An 18,367-nucleotide genomic window follows, 5' to 3' on the forward strand; every position below is an offset into this window, starting at 1 on the left:
TTGGATGGTGGACCGTAAACCGCCGCGGCCGCGTCGGATCTCCGAAGGCTCTTCCGAGCACGAGGTGTATCTGCCGACGGGCGCGCTCTCCCCGAACCGGCAAACTCGCGACCCACTACCGGACACGCTGCTCAAACGCGTGAAGCAGTTCTCAGGCCGTCTCTCTACCGAGGCGGTCGGGTCGATGCAGGATCGGTTGCCGTTCTTCGCCGATCTGGACGCCGCGCAGCGCGCGGGCGTCCAGATGCTGGTGCAGACCGCGGTGGTGAACTTCCTGGAATGGCTACAGGACCCGGATAGCGACATCCGGTTCAGCCTCGACGCGTTCCAGGTGATCCCGCAGGATCTGGCGCGGCGGTTGACGCTGCGCCAGACCGTGGACATGGTCCGGGTGGCCATGGAGTTCTTCGAACAGTGGCTGCCCGCGCTCGCGCGCAACGACCGGCAGCTGGTCGCGCTCACCGAGGCGGTGTTGAGGTACGGGCGTGAGCTCGGCTTCGCGGCCGCCTCGGTGTACGCGAGCGCCGCCGAATCGCGTGGCGCGTGGGACACCCGGCTGGAGGCGCTGGTCGTCGACGCCGTGGTGCGTGGTGACACGGGTCCGGACATGCTGTCCCGGGCCGCCACGTTGAACTGGGACGCCACCGCACCGGCAACCGTGCTGGTCGGCACCCCGCCCGGCGAACAGGGCGTGTCATCGGTGGGCTCGGTGCACGCGATCGCGGCCAGGCACGGCCGGGCCGCGCTGGCAGTAGTACAGGGCACTCGGCTGGTGATGGTGGTGAGTGGCCACCTCGGCGACTCTTCCTATATATCGCCATTCCTGGCGGATCTGCTGGCCGAGGTCTTCTCCGATGGCCCGGTCGTGATCGGTCCGACCACCCGCACGCTGGGCGCCGCGCATGCCAGCGCGGTCGAAGCGCTGGCCGGAATGGAGGCCGTGGTGGGCTGGCGCGGCGCGCCACGCCCGGTGCATGCGACCGAATTGCTGCCGGAACGCGCTTTGCTCGGCGATCGAGCTGCGATCGACGCGTTGAACGAGTATCTTGTCCTTCCGTTGGCCTCGGCGGGATCGTCACTGGCGGACACGCTCGAGGCCTATCTGGATTGCGGTGGAGCCGTCGAGACGTGCGCGCGTCAGTTGTACGTCCATCCAAATACTGTTCGCTACCGCCTCAAACGGATTGCCGAAATCACGGGTCGTGATCCGATGAATCCGCGAGACGCGTATGTGCTCAGAATCGCCGCAACAGTGGGTCGTTTGACACGAACCCGTAACGAACCGTCAACACCTACCCCAGAGGCCTCTCATTTCACATTGGGTGGCGAGGGCCTGTAACGGAATTCGTGGGACGTTCGATCCGACCGACCCACGTGACCTTTTGTGGGACTCCCACAAAACGCGAGGGCAAGCTTCATTCGCGTCGACATCTCCGGCGGGGCACCTCACAGTGTTCTCTTAGGGAGTGATCGCGTTGTTCGCCCCTGGACAGGGGTCCCAGACTCCCGGCATGCTCGCGCCTTGGCTCGATCTCCCTGGCGCGACTGACCGGCTTATTCTCTGGTCCATGGCCTCCGGCCTGGACCTGGTTCGCCTCGGCACCACCGCGACGGCGGAGGAGATTACCGATACGGCAGTGACCCAGCCACTCGTCGTGGCCGCCGCGTTGCTGGCCTACTCGGAAATCCCCACGGATTCACTTCCGGCCGCTACCATCGTCGCCGGGCACTCGGTCGGTGAGCTCGCCGCCGCCGCTGTCGCCGGGGTCATCTCCCCGGATGACGCGGTTCGATTGGCCGCCATCCGCGGAGCGGAGATGGCCAAGGCGTGCGCGTTGGAACCGACCGGCATGTCCGCGGTGCTCGGTGGCGATGAGGCCACCGTGCTCGCACGGCTCGCGGAACTCGACCTCGTTCCGGCCAACCGCAACGCGGCGGGCCAGATCGTGGCCGCGGGTCGGTTGGACGCGCTGGCGGAACTCGCCGCGAACCCGCCGGAGAAGGCGCGGATTCGCGCGTTGCCCGTCGCGGGTGCTTTCCACACCGCGTTCATGGCGCCGGCACAGGAGGCTGTGACCGATGCCATATCGCAGATCGTGCCGAACAACCCGACCCGGACGTTGCTGTCGAACTTCGACGGTAAGCCGGTTACCTCGGGTCGCGACGCGATCAACAAGCTTGCTGCCCAGGTCACCCGGCCCGTCCGGTGGGATCTGTGCACCGAAACCGTAAGGCAGGCAGAGGTTTCCATGGTGGCAGAGTTGCCACCGGCGGGCACCCTGGTCGGCATTGCGAAACGGGAGCTGAAGGGCACGCGCACGTTGGCCCTGAAGACCCCGGAAGACCTCCCCGCGTTGGCCGGGGTAAGCATCTCCGGCTAGCTTTCCTGCGCAGCCATGCATCGATATGCACGGTTGTGACCGAGCGGACGTAACCTTCGGCCGTCTCGATCCGAAAAACCAGTACACGCCCTACAAAGAACAAGAAGGGAGCCACGAAGTGGCCGCTCTGACCCAGGAACAAATCGTCGAGGAACTCGGCAAGATCATCGAAGAGGTGACGGGTATCGAACCCTCCGAGGTGACGATCGAGAAGTCCTTCGTCGATGACCTGGACATCGACTCGCTGTCCATGGTCGAGATCGCGGTGCAGACCGAGGACAAGTACGGCGTGAAGATCCCGGATGAGGATCTGGCGAGCTTGAAGACTGTCGGCGACGCTGTCGGCTACATCCAGAAGCTCGAGGCGGAGAACAGCGAAGCCGCCGCGGAGCTCAAGGCCAAGTTCGACGCCGAGTAGGGCTGACACTGTGACCACTCCTTCCACCTTGAACGGGAACTTCCCCAACGTCGTCGTCACTAGCCTGGCGGCGACCACGTCGATCGCTGGTGATGTCGATGCGACGTGGAAGGGACTCCTCAACGGCGAGAGCGGTATCGACGTTCTCGAGGACTCCTTCGTCGAGGAATACGATCTTCCGGTCCGCATCGGCGGTCACCTGAAGGTTCGGCCCGAGACCCTGCTCACCCGAGTCGAGTGCCGGCGCATGGCGTACGTCGAGCAGCTCGCGACCGTGCTCGGTCGCGAAGTCTGGCGTAACGCGGGCAGCCCGGAGGTCGACCCGGAACGGCTGGGTGTGGCCATCGGCACCGGGTTGGGTGGCGGCGACGCCCTCATCGACTCGGTGGACAAGCTGAAGAGCGGTGGCTATCGCAAGATTTCGCCGTTGGCTGTGCAGATGGTCATGCCGAACGGCCCTTCGGCCGTTGTCGGCCTCGAATTGAAGGCCAGGGCAGGAGTGGTCACTCCGGTCTCGGCATGCTCGTCCGGCTCCGAGGCCATCGCCAACGCATGGCGCATGATCGTGATGGGCGACGCCGACATGGTCGTCACCGGTGGTGTCGAGGGTTACATCGACGCGGTGCCGATCGCGGCGTTCAGCATGATGCGCGCCATGAGCACCCGCAATGACGATCCGAAGGGTGCCTCGCGTCCGTTCGACAAGGACCGCGACGGTTTCGTCTTCGGTGAGGCGGGCGCGCTGATGGTCGTCGAGACCGAGGAGCACGCCAAGGCGCGCGGTGCCACCATCCATGCTCGTCTGCTGGGTGCCGGTATCACGTCCGATGGTTTCCACCTCGTCGCTCCCGCCCCCGATGGCGTCGGCGCGGCACGTGCGATGACCCGAGCGCTGCAGACCGCTGGTCTCACCGCGAAGGACATCACTCACGTCAACGCGCACGCGACCGCGACGCCGATCGGTGATACCGCCGAGGCGAACGCGATCAACCTGGCGATTGGCAAGCACGCTTCGGTCTACGCCCCGAAATCCGCACTGGGACACTCGATCGGCGCCGTCGGCGCGCTCGAGTCCGTACTCACTGTGCTCAGCATCCGGGACGGCATCGTCCCGCCGACGCTGAACCTGGAGAACCAGGATCCGGCGATCGATCTGGATGTGGTTCACGGCGAAGCTCGCCGTCAGGAGATCGAGTACGCGATCAACAACTCCTTCGGTTTCGGTGGGCACAACGTCGCGCTCGCCTTCGGTCGGGCATAGCCGCCCGTATCGAATTCGGACTGCACAACGATCCCGGCGGAATGAGCCACCAGGCGAATTCCGCCGGGATCGACCGTTTGCAGCCGCGGTAGCGGCGCACTCATCCAGGTGAGGAGAAAACGCGATGACCATCATTGCTCCCGCGTTTCAACAAGAGACGGCGATGGATCCGCGCGATCCGCTCGGTCGACTGCAGCGCTTCTTCGATCCCGGCACCATTCTTCCGCTGCACCCGCGTGACAAGTCCGGTGTGCTCGCCGCCATCGGTGAGGTCGACGGTGTCCGTACCGTGGCCTACTGCTCCGACGCCACCGTGATGGGTGGCGCGATGGGCGTCGAGGGTTGCAAGCACATCGTCGACGCGATCGACACCGCCATCGACTCCGGCATTCCGATCGTCGGCATCTGGCACTCCGGCGGCGCTCGGCTGGCCGAGGGCGTCGAGGCCCTGCACGCCGTCGGCCTGGTCTTCGAGGCCATGGTCCGCGCGTCCGGCCTGGTCCCGCAGATCTCCGTGGTCGTCGGCTTCGCCGCAGGTGGCGCCGCCTACGGTCCCGCACTCACCGACATCGTGATCATGGCCCCCGAGGGCCGCATCTTCGTCACCGGCCCCGACGTGGTGCGCAGCGTGACCGGCGAGCAGGTCGACATGGCGACCCTCGGCGGACCTGTCACCCACGGCAAGAAGTCCGGTGTCACCCACATCGTCGCCGATGACGAGGCCGACGCGGTGCACCGCGCGCGCCGTCTGGTGTCGATGTTCGCCGAGCAGGGCGAGTTCGACCTGGTCGCGGCCGCGCACGGCGACGTCGATCTCAAGGCGATGCTGCCGGAATCGGCCAAGCGCGCCTACGACGTGAAGCCGATCATCCACGAACTGCTCGACAACGTCGACGGGGAAAGCTCGTTCGAGGAGCTGCAGGGCGGTTACGCGCGCAGCATCGTCACCGGTCTCGGTCGGCTGGCCGGGCGCACCGTCGGTGTGCTCGCCAACAACCCGATTCGGCTCGGTGGGTGCCTCAACTCCGAAAGTGCCGAGAAGGCAGCGCGTTTCGTGCGGCTGTGCAACTCGTTCGGTATTCCGCTGATCGTGCTCACTGATGTGCCGGGGTACCTGCCCGGGGTCAGCATGGAGTGGGAAGGTGTGGTGCGTCGCGGTGCGAAGTTGCTGCACGCGTTCGCTGAAGCTCGGGTTCCTCGGGTCACTCTTGTTACTCGCAAGATCTACGGTGGCGCTTACATTGCGATGAACGCTCGTTCGCTCGGCGCGACCGCGGTGTACGCCTGGCCCGGGTCCGAGGTTGCCGTGATGGGTGCCAAGGCTGCGGTCGGCATTCTGCACAAGAAGGCATTGGCCGCCGCGCCCGAAGAGGAGCGCGAAGCGTTGCATGAGCGGCTCACCGCTGAGCATGAGCGGATCGCTGGTGGCGTCGAGCGTGCTGTTGCGATCGGCGTGGTTGACCAGGTGATCGATCCGGCGAAGACGCGCAGCATCATCGCTGCTGCGTTGGCTGCCGCTCCGTCGCGGGCCAGCCACTTGAAGAACATTCCGCTCTGATCTGAGCGCCGAACAGTGGGCCCTGGGTACTCCTGGGGCCCACTTTCGTTGTTCAGCAACAACTTTGGCGTACATCCAAGGGTTATTGCTGCGCGACATCGAGTCGAGTCAAATGGTTTCTCTACTAGATCAACTAGCGACCTTTTGACTCGACTCGATGCGCGCAGGGGATATATGTGTGGGGTTTTCGGGCGGCAACATGGGGGACACAGGTGCGATACATCGGGTTCGTACGGTTCGCGGATGAGCGTGACGATCGACTCCGCAGCTGCAACGGCGACCGTGCGGAAGACGCCGTGGTATCGGTCGTTGTTCGTGCAGCTGGTGGTGGCGATCGTGGCGGGGATTGTGGTCGGGGCGTGCTGGCCGGGGTTCGGGGCGGAGTTGAAGCCGTTGGCGGACGGGTTCATCAAGCTGATCAGGATGGTGATCGCGCCGATCATCTTCTGCACCGTGGTGCTCGGGATCGCGCATGTGGGGGACATGAAGGCGGTGGGGCGGATCGGGGTGAAGGCGCTGATCTACTTCGAGGTGGTCACCACGTTCGCGCTGCTGTTCGGGCTGGTGGTCGGGAATCTGGTGAAGCCGGGGGCCGGGTTCGATATCGATCCGCAGACGCTGGCTACCGGTGCGGAGCAGATCGCGAAGAAGACCGGTAACGGTGAACTGCCGCACACGGTCGACTTTCTGCTCAATATCATTCCGGCGTCGGTGGTTTCGGCGTTCGCGGAGAACGCGCTGTTGCAGGTGTTGTTCTTCGCGGTGCTGTTCGGGTTGGCGTTGGCGAAGTTCGGCGAACGCTCGGGGACGGCAGCCGGCGGAGTGGGTAAGCAAGCGCCACCGGTGATCCTCGAGGGGATCGATCACATCGGGCGGATCTTCTTCACCATGATCGGCTGGATCATGCGGCTGGCACCGCTCGGCGCGTTCGGGGCGATGGCCTACATCGTCGGCCAGTACGGGCTGTCTTCGCTCGGCAGCTACGGCAAGCTGATCGCCTGCTGTTACCTTGCGGCACTGCTGTTTCTGGTGATCCTGGCGGTGTTGGCGCGGGTGTTCGCGGGGGTGAATCTGTGGAAGTTCGTCAGGTACATCAAGGATGAGCTGTTCCTCGCGCTCGGTACCGCGTCGACCGAAGTTGTGTTGCCGCGCATCATGATCAAGCTCACCGAGGCGGGGTGTTCCAAGGCGACCACGGGACTCGTTGTGCCGACCGGTTATTCGTTCAATCTCGACGGGGCGACGCTGTATCTGTCGATCTGCGTGCTGTTTCTGGCGCAGGCGCTCGGGGTCGACCTGAGCCTGGGGGAGCAGATCACCGCGGTCGGGGTGCTGATGTTGACCTCGAAAGGTATGGCCGGAGTGCCGGGTTCGTCGTTCCTGGCGCTTTCGGCAACCATCACCGCGATAGGCCATGGCTCCATTCCGGTGGCCGCGGTCGCGCTGCTGCTCGGTGCGGACCGCATCATGGACTCGATGCGCGTCACGGTCAATCTGCTCGGTAACTGCGTTGCGACCTTCATTGTCGCGAAATGGGAGGGCCAGTTGGATACCGAACGGATGCGCAAGGTGCTCGACGGGGAGGATGTCCCGCCGCTGGAGGACGCCGATCCGATGTCGGGGTACGCGTTGGAGAAGGCGACATCGTGAACGGCCGCTGGCGAAGCGCGCTCGGCAGTTACGTCGCCACCGTCGTCGTCGCGAGGTTGGGATGCGCAGGTGCTCGATGCAGATCCGATGTCGGAGTACTCGCTCAGCCGGCGGCGTCATGAGCGGCTCCGACCGAAGCCCTGCTCGGTAGCATCGAGAAGTGCGCTACGAAGAACTTGCCGACGTGCCGTGCTCGATCACGCGCCCGCTCGTGATCTTCGGCGACCGCTGGACCCTGCTGATCCTGAAGTTCGCGTTCTCCGGAATCCGCCGCTTCAACGGGTTCCAGAGCGCGCTCGGCATCTCCCGTAGCCGCCTGCAGGATCGGCTCGATCGGCTGATCGAGCACGAGATCCTGGTCAAGCAGAAGGCTGCGGTCGGCGCGCACGAGGAGTACCGGCTCACCCAGAAGGGCCACGACATCTATCCGATCCTCATGGCCATCCGGGACTGGGGCGACGCCTACATGGCGCCCGACGGCCCGCCCGTGCGCTACACCCACGAGGGCTGCACGGGCGAGGCGCACACGACGCTCGAATGCGACGTGTGCGGCAAGGAGCTCACCGCACGTGACGTGCTGCCCGAGGCCGGACCTGGCCTGCTCGAAGCGGATCAGTCGGTGAACCAGGTCGCTACCTGATCCAGGTTCTCGCGCGCGGTGCGGAATCCGTTGATCGGATGCTCGGTGTCCGGGTAGCCGAAGGAGATTCCGGCGACCACCCGGCGATTGTCCGGTATGCCGAAGTAGGCGCGGATGAACGGCGCGTACGACGCGAGCGCGGCCTGCGGTGCCGCACCCAGCCCGAGGCTTTGCGCGCCGAGCAGGAAGTTGCCGAGGTAGAGGCCGCAATCGACGGCGCCGTAGACGCCGAGGTCCGCTTCGGTCGTCACGATCGCCACGTGCGGTGCGTCGAACAGTTCGAAGTTGCGTACTGCCTGCCGCATCGTCTTCTCGTGGTCGCCCTTGCTGATGCCGACGCTGTCGTACAGCTGCATGCCGCACTCGCGCCGACGGTCGCGGAACACCCCGGTGTACTGCGCCGGAAACGGGAAATCCGGTTCGGGCGTTGCGGTTTGGATGTGGGCGAGCAACTGTTCGCGGAACCGGTCGGTGCCTGCACCTTCGGTCAGCGTGACCTGCCACGGCTGGGTGTTGCACCAGGAGGCGGTGCGCTGCGCCAGGCGCAGCAGGGTCTCGATGACCTCCCGCGGCACCGGATCGGCTCGGAACTGCCGACAGGTCCACCGTTCATCGAGCACCTTGGCCAACACCGTGTACTGCTCGGTGGCCGTATCAGCAGTCGTCATCCCCGCTCCTCGATTCAGTTCCATTATGAGACCGAACGTTAGCAGCGAAAGTCGCGATGCGAAACGGCTGCGCCTCGCTCTGTTGGCGGTGTTGTCGTCGCGGGCAGGAGCCAGTGCTCGCATTGCCCTGAATGCCAGGCGCTGACAAGGCAGAATCCACCGCATGGCGTCCGGAGCCCCCGCCGCACGGGATCGCAAGCGGCACGGCAGGCACTACACGCCGCCCGAGCTCGCGCGTTTCCTGGCCGGACGGCTGCTCATGCACGTGCCGCCGCCGGAATCCGGAGTGCTGCGGGTGCTCGATCCGGCGTGCGGTGACGGGGAGTTGCTGTTCGCGTTGCGGGACGAGGCCGCGGTGCGACTACCGGGGGTCCAGGTCGAGTTGACCGGGTACGACCTCGACGCGGCCGCTCTTGCGGTGGCGCGAGCACGGACCGCAGGGAACGGCATCGACTGGCACGTCGGCGACTTCCTAACGGCCTCCGAGGAGCTCGCGGCGAGTTCGTTCGATGCCGTGATCACGAATCCACCGTATGTACGGACGCAACAGCTAGGCGGGGAGACCGCACAGCTACTCAGTAAGCAGTTCGGATTGCGCGGGCGAATCGACCTGACACATCCATTCGTCGCGACGCTACCCCGAATCCTGTGCCCCGGCGGCGTACTCGGGTTGCTATGTGCCAACAGGTTTTTGACAACCAAGGCAGGCGCGAACATTCGCCGGTTGCTGCTAGCCGAGCTGACGCCGGTCGAGTTGTACGACCTAGGGGACACCAAGTTGTTCGAGGCGGCAGTGCTGCCCGCGATCACCATCGCGACTCGAGGCGCGGGCGGCGGCGAATGTCGGTATGTCTCCGCGTATGAGGTCGAGAGTGGCGAAACCGCTTTGGACGCAGATCTGTTCGGCGCGCTGACCGGTGAGTGTGGCTGCCTTGTCGCGCATCACGGGCGGACGTTCGCGGTTGAAGTCGGCACCCTGGTGACCGGGCATGAGACGAGTTCGGGAAGGAAAGCGCCAGGGGCGCAGGAGTTTTCCACGGCTGTTCGTGTGTTAGGTCCTGATCGGACGAGTGTGAGCCTGGCGGCCGAGGGGTCACCGCAACTCAGATATACCCTCGCGCGACCGTCCCCTCCTAACCAGTCCGGACGCCGAAAGACCTTGCGGCGCACTGCGGAACCGGAGACTGCGTGGCGGATGTCGAATGCTGAGGTGGACTCTTGGCTCGGTGGTATCGCGGCGTCGACCTGGCGGACGTTCGGTGAGGTTGCTCGAATTCGGGTGGGTATCAAGACGACTGCTGACAAGGTGTTTATCTCTGACCGGTGGTGTGATGTCGAGCCGCCCCCGGAACCGGAGTTGTTGCTCGAGTTGATCACTCACCATGATCTCGAACCGTGGCGAATCGCTCGATCGCACGACACTCGTGTGCTGTATCCCTACGACTTGACGCGGCCGAATCGCACGCCGATCGATTTGAACGAATTCCCCTGCGCCGCTGAGTATCTGCGGGCGCACAAGGATACGTTGGCGGCTCGTCACTACCTCGGGCCGAGTGGCCGGGAATGGTTCGAGATCTGGGTGCCGCAGCGGCCACATCTGTGGCGTGAGCCGAAGGTGGTGTTTCCGGATATCAGTGACCGGCCGAGGTTCGCGCTCGATCGGTCGGGTGCGGTGGTGAACGGTGACTGCTATTGGATTTCGCTGCCCGATCTGGCCGAGGTCCCAGCCGATGCCGAACGACTCGCGTATCTGCTGATGGGCGTAGCGAATTCGGCGCTTGGACTGCGGTTCTATGACGCGGTTTGTGGGAACCGGCTGTACTCGGGCAGGCGTCGGTGGATCACTCAGTACGTATCGCGGTTGCCGCTGCCGCATCCGGGATCGGCGCGTGCGGCAGCCGTTGTCGAATTGGCCCGCGAGTTCGTCGAGGGCCGCGTGCCGGACGTTGCGGCGCGGGCGGATCTCGATGAGCGGGTGGCCGCGGCGTTCGGGGTGTCGCTGCTCTCGAGCTGACTATGCGATGACGTGCACGCCCACCATGGGCAGCAGGGTCCGGCGGGCGAACTCGCGCGCGGCGTCCCGGTCGGCGACCGGGATGAGCCCGTCGGGGGTGAGGGCCAGCGACAGCGCGAGGCGGGCCATGATCTCGGCGACCAGGTCGGCGTCGAAGTCGTGCGTGGTCTCGGTGTCCCGCAGTTCGCGCAGCTTCTCCGCCAGGTAGCCGCGGCCGACGGCGAGGATCGGGCCCGCGTCGGTGGTCAGCCTGGGCAGAATCAGGTCCGGTTCGGTGCGCAGCAGGCGGCGCAGCAGCTCGTTGTTCGCGATGGCGGTGATGAACGCGACGAAGATCTCCACCAGCTGGTCCTCGGTGCCGTTGACGGCCTGCACCTGCTTGTCGATCATCGCGACAAAGCGCTGCGCTTCTCGCACGCTCACCGCCTCGACCAGCTCGTTCTTCGATTCGAAGCGGCGGTAGAGGGTGGCGGGGCTGATGCCTGCACGGCGGGCGATCTCGCCCATGCTGGTCCGCTTGATGCCGAAGTCCAGGAAGGCCGAGAGCGCGCTTTCCAGGAGTTTCTCGCCGTCGGCGACGGGCTTGTCCAGGATGCGCTGCAGCATGGGCGGGACAGTTGGCATCTGGTCTCCAGTCGTTCGCGCGAGGGCTGGGCGTGCGGAATAGCGTCGCGACGGTGCGGGTGATGGACTTTCATTATTTCACCGGCGTGCGGCGGCCCGGTCGCGGATCGCCGGAATGAGGCACAGGTCGCGCGTCCAGCTTCGGGTGGTTAGTCTTCATGGATATCCGATTTGGATGTCGGATGGCTGGAAAGGGTTGAGCCGTGGCTTATTTCGCTGACCGAGTGGTGGCGATCACCGGAGCGGGCTCCGGCATCGGCCGCGAACTGGCCCTGGCGCTGGCCCGCGACGGCGCGTTGCTGGCGCTGTCGGACAAGTCGGCCGACGCCGTCGCCGAGTCCGCGAAGCTCTGCGCAGCCGTGGGCCATGAGCCCACGGTGACCACGCTCGACGTCACCGATCGGGCGGCGGTGCTCGACCATGCGGCGGCGACCGTCGCGCACTACGGGCGGGTCGAGGCGCTGTTCAACAATGCCGGGATGTGTGCCACGAACAACGAGGAGGTCAGTGTAGGTAGCTGAGCTTGGAGTTGATGCTGTGCCAGAGATGAAGGTTTGGCCCTTCGGAGTCGCCGCTCGGGCGGAGGCTTCAAACCGCCACATGCTGCGTTGGCTGAAGACCGTCGTGGTGAGCGATGTGGAAAAGGCGTCGTGAGAGGCGTCAGGTGGGGACCAGGAAGATGAGTGAACCCGAACCGCTGTTGACGTGTCGTTACGTTCGAAGTGACGTCGAAACCGTGGCCATGTTCCGGGCTGCGGGAGCTGGGCCTGACAGGTTGTCCCGATTGATGGTCAGGTGGCGTCCGGCATTGAGGCGGCATGAGCCTGGTCTGCGGCTTTGGCATGGAACGTGGGAAGGCGTGCCCTGAAACCGTTTTCGTCGAGTAGATCGGCGGCGAGAGGGAAACCCCCGTCGTGGGGTGCGCCGGCGGACCGGCTCGTAGTAGTGGTGAAGCTTCTGTAATGGGTGTGGAGCGAAGGGGCCGGGTCGTCTGTGGCTGTTGTTTGTCCTGTCAACCGGGCCGTGTGGTCCGGGAGGAGCTGTGGTGAGCGAGCTGAAGTCGTCAGCGAAGTCGTTCGAGATTTTCAAGTGGGAAGTTCAGGAGGCATACGAGAAGGTCAAAGCGAACAAGGGTGCGCCGGGAGTGGACGCGGTGAGCTTGGCGGAGTTCGAAACCGATCTGAAGAACAATCTGTATCGGATCTGGAATCGGATGTCGTCGGGCAGCTACTTTCCGCCTCCGGTCAAAGCGGTGGAGATACCGAAATCGCATGGCGCGGGCACGAGGATGCTCGGGGTGCCCACGATTGCGGACAGGATCGCTCAAACGGTGGTGGCCGCGAGGCTGGAGAAGAGGGTCGAGCCGATCTTTCATCCGGATTCTTATGGTTACCGGCCGGGGCGGTCGCAGTTGGACGCGGTCGGGGTGGCTCGGCAGCGGTGTTGGAGATACGACTGGGTCATCGACTTGGACGTGGAGAAGTTCTTCGACAGTGTCCCTTGGGATCTCGTGCTCAAAGCGGTCCAGGCGCACACCGATCAGCGTTGGGTGGTGCTGTATGTGAAGCGGTGGCTCGAAGCGCCGCTTCAACTGCCCGATGGCACTGTGGCGCAACGAGATCGAGGTACCCCGCAGGGGTCCGCGGTCTCGCCTGTACTCGCGAACCTGTTCCTGCATTACGCGTTCGACATGTGGATGGTCCGGGAGTTCCCCGATGTCGTGTTCGAACGTTATGCCGACGATGCGATCGTGCACTGCGTCAGCGAACGCCAGGCTCGCCTGGTGCTGGCCGCGATCGAGAACAGGATGAGCGAGGTCGGGTTGCGGTTGCATCCGGACAAGACCCGGATCGTGTACTGCAAGGGCGGCAAACGGCGGGGCTCGGCTGAGCATACGTCGTTCACGTTCCTCGGTTACACATTCCGCGCTCGCAGTGCTCGCGACAAGCAGGGCAGGGTGTTCACCTCGTTTCTGCCCGCGATCAGTAAGGACGCTTTGACCAGGCTCGGTCGTACGGTACGGGGGTGGCGGTTACATCGCCGCACCGATCTCGGTTGGGCTGAACTCGCCGCGATGATCAATCCGGTCGTCCGGGGTTGGATGAACTATTACGGGGCGTTCTACCCTTCGGCGATACATAACCTTCTGGCCCGCATCAACACCTACCTGGTGCGGTGGATCCGCAAGAAGTTCAAACGGTTACGGCCGCGCCGCAAGGCCAGGGAGTACTGGGAACGCACCACCACCGAGTACCCGCGTGCCTTCGCCCACTGGCGTTGGGTGGCCTATCCGCTGATGATCAAGACGACAGGAGCCCGGTGAAGGGAGACCTTCACGCCGGGATCTGCGGGAGCCCGAGGGTGCAATCCCCTCGGGCCACCCGACCCTGCACGTCGGCGGGGTGGCGGAGTCGCCGTTCAGCGATTTCGAGCACGTGATGGACGTGGACTTCTGGGGAGTCGTCAACGGCACCAAGGCGTTCCTGCCGCATCTGCTGGCCGCCGAGCGGGCGCATGTGGTGAACATGTCCTCGGCGTTCGGGCTGGTCGGGGTGGCGCAGCACGCGCCGTACAACGCGGCGAAGTTCGCGGTGCGCGGGTTCACCGACTCGCTGCGCCAGGACATGCGGGCCGCGGGCGGCAAGGTTCGGGTGACCGCGGTGTATCCCGGCGGCGTGCTCACCTCCATCGCGCGGTCGGCGAGTGTCGCGCCCGGCATCGACGCGGCGGCGGTCGCGCGGCGTTTCGAGGGGCATGTCGCGCGCACCAGTCCGGCCGCGGCGGCCCGGACGATTCTGCGCGGGGCCGCGCGGGGTGAGGCCAAGGTGCTTGTCGGACTGGACGCCCTTCTTGTGGACCTAGTCACAAGGTTCACCGGCTCGTATCACGAACGGGTGCTGGACATGGTATTTCGTTCCTGATCGCGCGGAACCACGCGATCAGGAACGGATGATTGAAATGTCAACTGGTCGAACGCTTCTCGTCACCGAAACCAATCTTGCGCGATCGATCGGACGCGGCTGATGGCGAAGTGGATCCTGGTCGAATGCTTTTCGGGCGTGCCCGGCAAGGTGATCGCGTTCGGTGCCACACCGAAGTCCTTCGTGCCGCTGAACAACATTCTGCGGAACCCGCTTTCGCTCGCCGATGCGGAAGCCGCTCTCGCGCAGGCCTGCCGGACCCGTGCGCTGGTTGCGCGAGTGTCGGCGGACGGCCGCCGCACCGTGCGGGCCGAGCCGCTGCTCATCACGCCGGAGCGGGCGCATGCCGTTCGGCTGTGGATCGGACCGGTGCAGGAGCCGCTGCCGTCGCGAGAACCGGTGGGGGCGTGGTACTTCAACCTCACCACCAATCGGTCGGTGCGCAGCGTCGACCTGCTCGATCTGTACGGCGTCGCGCCCGAGGACCGGGAGGCGGAACTGGCCATCGCGGGTGCGTTCACCCGGTTGGTCACCAATCGGGACGAGAGTGACGCACTGGCGAAGATCGTGAATTCCGCGCCGGGCACCGAGCATCAGGCGGTATGGACCGTGCGCCGCGACGACGATGCCTTGCGCGCAGGGCATTTCGCCTGCCGGATCATCATCGAGGTCGATAGCGGTGGACGTAGGGAGGTGTTGTTCCGCGGGGTGACTCAGGACATCGGTGCGGCGACCGCGGTGGCTGCCGCACCGCCGCCGATGATTCTGGAATACCAACTGCTGGAGGCGTCCACGGCGCTGGGGGAGTATCGCGCGATCGTGAATCTGCGGTCGCTGCAACTGATTCGCTGGATCGGGCCGCCGATGCCCGGTATCGCCTGGGCGGATCTACCCGGTCAGCCGCCGCCGCAGATTCATCCGGATGATTTGGCGGCGGCGCAGGAGATGTCGCGGGAGTTGTCGCGCCATCGCACCGAGGGCACCGTGCGGCTGCGTCGAGTCGACGGCGGCTGGCAGCCGGTGCGTATTCGGGCTGCCCTGATGGCGTTGGATCAGCACACCACGGCCGGACTTGCCACGGTCACCGCTGCCGACTGACTCGCGGTGACCGTGGGTGGAAATCAATGACGCGGTAAGTCCAGCGCCGCCATTTCCTGCTCGATGGCATTCGCGGCGAAATCTACCCCGCTGGAACGTAATTCATGGACTCGTCGCTGTAATGCCTCGACGCCGCCCGGCTGGGCCGCGATGTCGGCAACGCTGATCCGCCCCGTGGACCGGTGCATACTCGACTGCACGTAGACCATCACCGATACCTCCTGCCTGCACGCTCACGACTTCGCCTCGCTGACGCTCGGCTACGTCGTGCGCGACCGCGCGCTGCATCCCTGGTTCGCTCGCTACGCTCGCTCACGACTTCGCGCTAAGGCTCCGTCGTGCGCGACCGCGCGCTGCGCTGTTGGTTCGCTCGCTACGTTCGCTTACGGACCCATTGACCCACATGGGTTAACCACTGCGCTACAAGCCGCACGACTACCGTATCGGCAGGAGACCCCGGGTCACCGGGCACGCTGGCAAAATGTTATCAGCGATTCCTACTGGACGCTTGATCAGTGTGCGCTGTCTCACACCTCTTTTGCGGCACGGTGATTGGCCGTGTTGTGTAGGTACACAGCCCCATTCAGTCGAATGCCGTCCTGTTCGGCCTCGCTGAGTTCGCGCCGGACCTTACCGGGCACCCCGGCGACGAGCGACCCGGGCGGAATCTGCGCGCCCTCCGGAATCAGCGCATTGGCCGCGATCAGGCTGCCCGCGCCGATCACCGCGCCGTTGAGCACGGTGGCGCCCATGCCGACCAGCACGTCGTCGCCGACGGTGCAGCCGTGCAGGATCGCGTTGTGCCCCACCGAAACTCCGCTGCCGACGGTGAGCGGGAAGCCCGGATCGGCGTGCAGCACGCAGCCGTCCTGGATGTTGGTCCGTTCGCCGATGCTGATCGACTCGAGGTCCCCGCGCAGCACGGCGCTGTACCAAACACTCACCTCGGCCGCGAGCCGCACCCGGCCGATCACCGTTGCGTTGGGCGCAACCCAGGCGCTCTCGTCGATCTCCGGGGCGAACTCGCCGATCTGAATCCTCATGCGGTCGAACTTAACCGTGCGCCCTGGAACAACGCGCGGTGGGCGGCGGGGCTGGTGCCGAGGATGCGGTGGAAGTGATGGCGCAGGCTCACCGCGGTGCCGAAGCCGGTGTCGGTGGCGATGCGTTCCATGGTGTCGTCGGTGGTTTCCAGCAGCAGCCGGGCGCGGTCGGCGCGCTGGTGCAGCAGCCACTGCTGCGGGCTGTTGCCGGTGCGGTCGCGGAAGCGGCGGGTGAAGGTGCGGCGCGACATCAATGCCACCCGCGCCCAGCCGTCCAGGTCGATCGCTTCGCCGAGATGTGTTCGGGCCCAGACCATTGCGCGTTCGATGGGGTCGTCGTCGGTGGCGTCGGGAACCGCGATCGGGATGTACTGGGCTTGGGAGCCACTGCGGTGTGGCGCGGTGACCAGGTCCCTGGCCAGTTCGGTGGCCGCGCGGCTGCCGAGGTCGTTGCGAACCAGGTGCAGGCAGCAGTCGAGGGCGGCGGCGACACCGGCCGAGGTGATCACGTCGCCGAGGTCGGACCAGAGTGTGTCGGCGCGCACCCGGACGTCGGGGCAGGCGCGGGCCAGTGCGGCGGCGCCGGCCCAGTGGGTGGTCACCTCGCGGCCGTCGGCCAGTCCGCTGGCGGCGATCGCCCACGAGCCGAGGCACAGGCCGACGATCCGTGCGCCCGCGGCGTGCGCCTGATGCAGGGCGGTGCGCAGGTCTTCGGACAGCGGCATGTCGCGTTCCCAGCTGGGGATGATCACCGTGTCCGCGCGGACCAGCCGATCTAGGCCGTGTCGCACCTCGATGTCGAAACCCGCTGGGGTGCGCAGACTTCCGGGGGTTTCGGCGCAAACGTCAACCTGGTACGGCGCCGTCCCACCGATACCGACCCGGCCGAAGACGAGGCTGGGCACGGATAGATGGAACGGGCTCATGCCGTCATAGGCGAGAACAGCCACGGTATGCATGGCCCGATTTTAGCGGTAGGAGGCTCACGGGCCACTGTTGGGCGCGCCGATCAGTTGACAAGCTCGACGACATGACCATCGAACACACCAACCAGCTCGAAGTTCTGCATGTCGGCGGGCCCACCGTGCGCCTCCGGTACGCGGGCCAGACCTTCCTCACCGATCCCACCTTCGACGAGCCCGGCGACTACCCGGGTCCGGTCACGCTGCACAAGCTGATCGGTCCTGCGGTAACGGCGGAGCAGGTCGGGGCGGTGGACGTCGTGTTGCTTTCGCACGATGAGCATGCCGACAACCTGGACAACGCCGGGCGTGAGTTCTTGAAGACGGCCGGGGCGGTGTTGTCGACGCCCGGAGCTGCCGAGCGGATCAATGGTGTTCAGGGACTGGAGAATTGGGAGGCGGTGACGATCGGTGGCGTCCGGATCACCGGGGTGCCCGCGCTGCATGGGCCTGAAGGATGTGAATCGTTGACGGGGATCGTCACCGGGTTCGTGCTGCAGGCCGATGGTCAGCCGACTGTGTACGTCTCGGGTGACAACGCGTCGGTCGATCGGGTCGCGCAGATCGTCGGGCGGATCGGGCGGATCGATGTCGCGGTGCTGTTCGTGGGTGCGGCGAACGTCGGTCACTTCGGCGACATCGACCTCACGCTGAACGCGCGCACCGCGGTGCAGGCGGCCGAGCTGCTCGGCGATGCGGTGATCGTGCCGGTGCACGGCGAAGGGTGGGTGCATTTCAGCGAGACACTGGATCGGTTGGGTCTGCTGTTCGAGTACGCGGGGCGGGAGAAGCAGCTGCGGATTCCGCCGCTGGGTGCGGCGATCACTGTCTGACGGGAGGGTGAGGTATCCGGTCTGAGTGGACATTCTTCGTTCGAGTTTCGGGTGAGGTGCTGCGTCGAACGCGAAAGTGTCCGCTCAGGCCGGGGCCTGCTCTAGGACGACCGCGTTCTGGACTGCCTGGGACGCCGTCCGTGGAATCGGCTTCCGAACAGCGCGGATTGTCTCGGCCGCGGTCGGCGTGCTGATCAACTTGCGCAGAAATGGGCGGTGAGCGGGCGGTCTCTTGATCATCGTGTGATACCCGCGCGTCGTTCGTGGCGTGTGCCCGGTGCGGGGTTCACGATGGC

At 65.5% G+C, this 18,367-nt stretch carries 18 protein-coding genes; 13 read left to right on the forward strand and 5 right to left on the reverse strand.

From position 1 onward, the window contains the following. The first annotated feature begins 4 nt into the window (after positions 1 to 4). The 7 genes from ACQPW1_RS14830 (at position 5) to ACQPW1_RS14860 (ending at position 7,908) form a co-directional block, all read left to right on the forward strand. Positions 5 to 1,339 (forward strand): PucR family transcriptional regulator, encoded by a 1,335-nt coding sequence (locus ACQPW1_RS14830; RefSeq protein ID WP_433663289.1) that lies wholly within the window; start codon positions 5 to 7, stop codon positions 1,337 to 1,339. A 127-nt stretch (positions 1,340 to 1,466) separates the two neighbouring features. Beyond that, the gene (locus tag ACQPW1_RS14835; protein ID WP_433663290.1) at positions 1,467 to 2,381 is read left to right on the forward strand and encodes an ACP S-malonyltransferase; all 915 of its coding nucleotides are present in this window, start codon (positions 1,467 to 1,469) and stop codon (positions 2,379 to 2,381) included. A 118-nt stretch (positions 2,382 to 2,499) separates the two neighbouring features. Then, on the forward strand, positions 2,500 to 2,799 hold the full coding sequence (acpM, locus tag ACQPW1_RS14840; RefSeq protein WP_150408150.1) for a meromycolate extension acyl carrier protein AcpM: 300 nt from the start codon (positions 2,500 to 2,502) through the stop codon (positions 2,797 to 2,799). A 10-nt stretch (positions 2,800 to 2,809) separates the two neighbouring features. Continuing rightward, the gene (locus ACQPW1_RS14845) at positions 2,810 to 4,060 is read left to right on the forward strand and encodes a KasA/KasB family beta-ketoacyl-ACP synthase (RefSeq protein WP_150408151.1); all 1,251 of its coding nucleotides are present in this window, start codon (positions 2,810 to 2,812) and stop codon (positions 4,058 to 4,060) included. A gap of 124 nt (positions 4,061 to 4,184) precedes the next feature. Next, complete coding sequence (locus ACQPW1_RS14850; RefSeq protein ID WP_433663291.1) at positions 4,185 to 5,618, forward strand: acyl-CoA carboxylase subunit beta; 1,434 nt, start codon at positions 4,185 to 4,187, stop codon at positions 5,616 to 5,618. A 243-nt stretch (positions 5,619 to 5,861) separates the two neighbouring features. Further along, on the forward strand, positions 5,862 to 7,268 hold the full coding sequence (gene dctA, locus ACQPW1_RS14855) for a C4-dicarboxylate transporter DctA (RefSeq protein WP_433663292.1): 1,407 nt from the start codon (positions 5,862 to 5,864) through the stop codon (positions 7,266 to 7,268). Positions 7,269 to 7,428: 160 nt separating this feature from the next. Next, positions 7,429 to 7,908 carry a winged helix-turn-helix transcriptional regulator gene (locus tag ACQPW1_RS14860; protein WP_433663293.1) on the forward strand — a complete coding sequence of 160 codons (480 nt, stop codon included), beginning with the start codon at positions 7,429 to 7,431 and terminating at the stop codon, positions 7,906 to 7,908. On the opposite strand, the gene ACQPW1_RS14865 is transcribed toward ACQPW1_RS14860, so the two are convergent. After that, positions 7,881 to 8,576, reverse strand: a complete 696-nt coding sequence (locus ACQPW1_RS14865; protein WP_433663294.1) for a nitroreductase — start codon at positions 8,574 to 8,576, stop codon at positions 7,881 to 7,883. The two genes, ACQPW1_RS14860 and ACQPW1_RS14865, sit on opposite strands and share 28 nt — an antisense overlap. Before the next feature lie 163 nt (positions 8,577 to 8,739). Between ACQPW1_RS14865 and ACQPW1_RS14870 the strand changes: the two genes are divergently transcribed. Then, positions 8,740 to 10,590, forward strand: a complete 1,851-nt coding sequence (locus ACQPW1_RS14870) for an Eco57I restriction-modification methylase domain-containing protein (RefSeq protein ID WP_433663295.1) — start codon at positions 8,740 to 8,742, stop codon at positions 10,588 to 10,590. Here ACQPW1_RS14870 and ACQPW1_RS14875 read toward each other — a convergent pair whose 3' ends face one another. After that, positions 10,591 to 11,214 (reverse strand): TetR/AcrR family transcriptional regulator, encoded by a 624-nt coding sequence (locus ACQPW1_RS14875; protein ID WP_433663296.1) that lies wholly within the window; start codon positions 11,212 to 11,214, stop codon positions 10,591 to 10,593. A 203-nt stretch (positions 11,215 to 11,417) separates the two neighbouring features. On the opposite strand from ACQPW1_RS14875, the gene ACQPW1_RS14880 reads away from it, so the two are divergent. From ACQPW1_RS14880 to ACQPW1_RS14895, 4 genes are all read left to right on the forward strand, one after another. Then, positions 11,418 to 11,735 carry an SDR family NAD(P)-dependent oxidoreductase gene (locus tag ACQPW1_RS14880; protein ID WP_433663297.1) on the forward strand — a complete coding sequence of 106 codons (318 nt, stop codon included), beginning with the start codon at positions 11,418 to 11,420 and terminating at the stop codon, positions 11,733 to 11,735. 524 nt (positions 11,736 to 12,259) lie between these two features. Continuing rightward, a complete protein-coding gene (gene ltrA, locus ACQPW1_RS14885) occupies positions 12,260 to 13,537 on the forward strand; it encodes a group II intron reverse transcriptase/maturase (protein WP_433655162.1) in 1,278 nt (425 codons plus the stop codon). Between the two features lie 79 nt (positions 13,538 to 13,616). Further along, positions 13,617 to 14,135, forward strand: a complete 519-nt coding sequence (locus ACQPW1_RS14890; protein ID WP_433663298.1) for an SDR family NAD(P)-dependent oxidoreductase — start codon at positions 13,617 to 13,619, stop codon at positions 14,133 to 14,135. Between the two features lie 102 nt (positions 14,136 to 14,237). After that, positions 14,238 to 15,233, forward strand: a complete 996-nt coding sequence (locus ACQPW1_RS14895; RefSeq protein WP_433663299.1) for a GAF domain-containing protein — start codon at positions 14,238 to 14,240, stop codon at positions 15,231 to 15,233. 23 nt (positions 15,234 to 15,256) lie between these two features. On the opposite strand, the gene ACQPW1_RS14900 is transcribed toward ACQPW1_RS14895, so the two are convergent. The 3 genes from ACQPW1_RS14900 to ACQPW1_RS14910 all read right to left on the reverse strand — a co-directional run bounded on the left by ACQPW1_RS14900 (position 15,257) and on the right by ACQPW1_RS14910 (position 17,235). Then, entirely contained in the window at positions 15,257 to 15,442 is a 186-nt protein-coding gene (locus tag ACQPW1_RS14900) for a hypothetical protein (protein ID WP_433665239.1), read from the reverse strand. A 318-nt stretch (positions 15,443 to 15,760) separates the two neighbouring features. Beyond that, positions 15,761 to 16,276 (reverse strand): gamma carbonic anhydrase family protein, encoded by a 516-nt coding sequence (locus tag ACQPW1_RS14905; RefSeq protein ID WP_433663300.1) that lies wholly within the window; start codon positions 16,274 to 16,276, stop codon positions 15,761 to 15,763. Further along, positions 16,273 to 17,235 carry a GlxA family transcriptional regulator gene (locus ACQPW1_RS14910; protein WP_433663301.1) on the reverse strand — a complete coding sequence of 321 codons (963 nt, stop codon included), beginning with the start codon at positions 17,233 to 17,235 and terminating at the stop codon, positions 16,273 to 16,275. The genes ACQPW1_RS14905 and ACQPW1_RS14910 overlap by 4 nt, the downstream gene beginning before the upstream one ends. Before the next feature lie 71 nt (positions 17,236 to 17,306). Between ACQPW1_RS14910 and ACQPW1_RS14915 the strand changes: the two genes are divergently transcribed. Further along, positions 17,307 to 18,071 carry an MBL fold metallo-hydrolase gene (locus ACQPW1_RS14915; protein ID WP_433663302.1) on the forward strand — a complete coding sequence of 255 codons (765 nt, stop codon included), beginning with the start codon at positions 17,307 to 17,309 and terminating at the stop codon, positions 18,069 to 18,071. The last annotated feature ends 296 nt before the right edge of the window (positions 18,072 to 18,367 follow it).

The organism is Nocardia sp. CA-128927, from assembly GCF_050955855.1.
Taxonomy (GTDB): domain Bacteria; phylum Actinomycetota; class Actinomycetes; order Mycobacteriales; family Mycobacteriaceae; genus Nocardia.